The organism is Stenotrophomonas sp. Ste96, assembly GCF_024519495.1.
Lineage (GTDB): Bacteria > Pseudomonadota > Gammaproteobacteria > Xanthomonadales > Xanthomonadaceae > Stenotrophomonas > Stenotrophomonas bentonitica_A.
Map to the genome: position 1 here is coordinate 1 of NZ_JALJRX010000022.1, position 3,106 is coordinate 3,106.

Below are 3,106 nucleotides of genomic sequence, written 5' to 3' on the forward strand. Positions count from 1 at the left end.
CTCAACAGCCACGAGCTCCAGCAGCGGGTGCGCGAGCGCGATCATGCGCTGGCCGATCGCCAGGTGCACCCGCCCCGCGTGCCAGCGATCGCCGACCGCGGCGCGGGCGGCGAGAGCTCACCGATGATCGCGCTCGACGAGCAGTTCGTCGCCATCGCTGAAGCGAACCCCGGGCTGCGCGTGCGCGTGGGCAATCCTGACGAACTGCGCAGCAACAAGCTCGACCGCACCCTGGACGCGATGAAACACCGGGTGCACGAGCCCGAGCCCGGCGTCGCCGAATCGCCAACCGGCGCGGTCATCACCGCGCTCAACGAGGAAGCCGTGGTCAGCGCTGCGCTCGGCAACAAGGGTGGGCTGAACCTGGTGGTCACTTACGAGGCGTTCGCACCGAAGATGCTCGGCGCCGTGCGCCAAGAACTGATCTTCGCCCGCCATCAGGCCCAGGCGGGGCGTCCGCCCGGCTGGTTGGGCGTGCCTCTGGTGCTGACTTCCCACACGTGGGAAAACGCGAAGAACGAGCAGTCCCATCAGGATCCGACCATGGCCGAGGCGCTTCTGGGCGAAATGGCCGACATCTCACGCGTGGTATTTCCGCCTGACGCCAACGGCGCCGCAGCAGCCCTTGCCCACGCCTACTCGCAACGCGGCACGGTCACCGCCCTGGTCGTCCCCAAACGGCCGGTGCCCCACGAGCTGACGCCGCAGCAGGCCCAGTCACTGGCCGCGACCGGCGCGATATGCCTGGCCGGCGATCCGGCGACGGCGGCGATCCTGCTGGTCGCCACTGGTGCCTACCAGTTACAGGAAGTGCGCCGCGCGCAGGTGCGTCTCGTCGAACGCGGTGTGGCGGCGGCGATCCTCTATCTCGGCGAGCCCGGCCGGTTCCGCACGCCGCGCGATCCGGAGGAGGCGCGGTACGTGCACTCCGGCAGCGACGTCCATGCACTGTTCCCGACGGGGCGGCCGCGCGTATTCGTCACCCACACCCGACCCGAGCCTTTCCTGGGCGCGCTGCGTCGGCTCGACACCGGCCCGGCGACGACCGCGGCACTGGGCTTCGTCAACCGCGGCGGCACGCTGGACGTGCCGGGACTGTTGTTCGCCAACCGGAGCACTTGGGCGCACGTGGTCGATGCGGCCGCGGGTGTCCTCCGCTGGTCCCGTGGCAGCCTTTTGTCCGAGGTGGAACTGGCGGCAGTGGATGGTCGGGGCGATCCGGCCACCATCCTGCGTCCAGCAAGTGGGTCGACGCCGTGAGTTGGCCAACCGGGAGCGCGCACTGATGGCGGGCACGGTGCGGCGCGGAGGCCAGATCGCTTGGGCCGGACTGACGCTCGGAGTCGCTGTGCTGCGCCTGCGCCGGCGCGCACCCGACCGCCTCCCCGCCTACATCAGCACGACCCTGGTGGGGCTGGGGACCACCTTCGTCAAGCTGGGCCAGGGCTTGAGCCTGCGCTGGGACCTGCTGCCAGTGCCCTATCGCGAGGCGCTGTCGCGATTGCACAGCGACGTGCCGGCGTTTCCTGCGGACCAGGCCAGGCACATGGTCGAAGAGGCGTTCGGCGCACCGGTCGACGCGCTCTTTGCCAGCTTCGATGACAAGCCGATGGCTGCAGGTTCAGTAGCCCAGATCCACCCTGCGCGCATGCATGATGGTCGCGACGTGGTCGTCAAGATCACCCGCCCCGGCATCCATGCCCAGGTGCAGGCCGACTTGCGGCTCCTGCGGCGCACGATGCGCGTAGCCCAGTGGATCTGGCCGCCCCTCAAACGGCACCGCCCGCTCGAACTCGTGGATGAACTGGGTGCCTTCCTGCGCGACGAGATCGACATGCGTCACGAGGCGCAGAACATGCGGCGCATGGCCAAGGTGCTCGACCCCCTGCCCGGCATCACCCAGCCACACGTCGTCGAGCCCTACGCCACCCACGACGTACTGGTCCAGGATCGAAGCCACGGCACCCGTTTGGAGGCGGCTTACGGGACAGCGGCCGCTCCTACGCTCGCGAGCGCACTGCTCGATGCCTACATGCATCAGCTCTTCGGCGCCGGCGTATTCCATGCCGACCCGCACCCAGGGAACCTGTTCTTCTTCGGCGACGGTCGTCTGTGCCTGCATGACTTCGGTTCGATCGGCGTGCTCGACCCGGCATCCCGGCTCGCGCTTGGCGGCATGGTCGAAGCCATCGCGGCGGACGATGCCGAGGGTGTGCTGGATACGGCAATCGCTCTGGGCTTCTTCCCGCCGCAGGTCGAGCGGCGCTCGCATGTGCGCGAGATTCATCTGATCCTGGCCGAGATGGCCAGTCGCCCATTGGCGCAGTGGTCCATTGCCGAAGCGATCTGGCGCGTGGCGCGTATTGGCCAGGGCGCTGGCTTCCGGCTTCCGGCCCACCTGCTGTCTCTGATCCGCACGCTCTTCCTGGTCGAGAACACGCTGCGGGCGCTGGATCCGGACCTTGACCTGCTGGGGTCGCTGTCGGCGCAGGCATCGGACATCGCCGACATCGCCGATGCCAGCCGCCCCGGCGGTAGCAGACCGCTGGCCATGCGGCTGGCTCGCACTGCGCGTCAGTTGCCGCAGATCGCCACCGACCTGTTGCGACAGGCACAGCTTAGCGATGGCCGCCCAGCATTCTCGGTTCACCACCATGGCCTGACTTCGACCCAAGAGGCACTAGCGCGCACGGGCAACCGGCTGGCGCTGGCTTTGGTGACGCTGGGGCTGTACGTAAGTGGAGCGCTGCTGACACTGCATACGGACGGCCCCCAGGTGCTCGGCCACCTGCCCTTCCTTGCGGTGATGGCATTCGCCGCAGCAGGGTTCCTCTCGCTGCGGCTGGTCATTGCCATAACCCGATCGGGACACCTATGACCGGCCGCCGTCTTCTCGCCCTCAATGTAGGTTCTACGACGCTCAAAGGCGCCGTGTATGCGCTTGAGTCCGCAACGGCCGGCACGCCACCTCAGCTGGTCGAATGCAACCGAGCCGAGATCCATACGGGACCCGAGCCGGAGGAAAGTCTTGTTGCCCTGCTCAAGGCATTGTCGGAACCCGTACAATGCCCTGACGTGGTAGTGCACCGGATCGTGCATGGGGGTG

The 3,106-nt window shown here is 68.1% G+C and carries 2 protein-coding genes and 1 pseudogene; all 3 read left to right on the forward strand.

What is annotated here, in order from left to right; all coding sequences use genetic code 11:
• Positions 1–1,260, forward strand: a pseudogene (locus tag OC373_RS18570) (xylulose 5-phosphate 3-epimerase); the annotation flags it as partial.
• Positions 1,261–1,285: 25 nt separating this feature from the next.
• Complete coding sequence (locus tag OC373_RS18575; protein ID WP_261998259.1) at positions 1,286–2,878, forward strand: AarF/UbiB family protein; 1,593 nt, start codon at positions 1,286–1,288, stop codon at positions 2,876–2,878.
• Positions 2,875–3,106, forward strand: a 232-nt coding sequence (locus OC373_RS18580) for a hypothetical protein (protein ID WP_261998260.1), incomplete at its 3' end; no start/stop codon positions are given. The genes OC373_RS18575 and OC373_RS18580, both read left to right, overlap by 4 nt.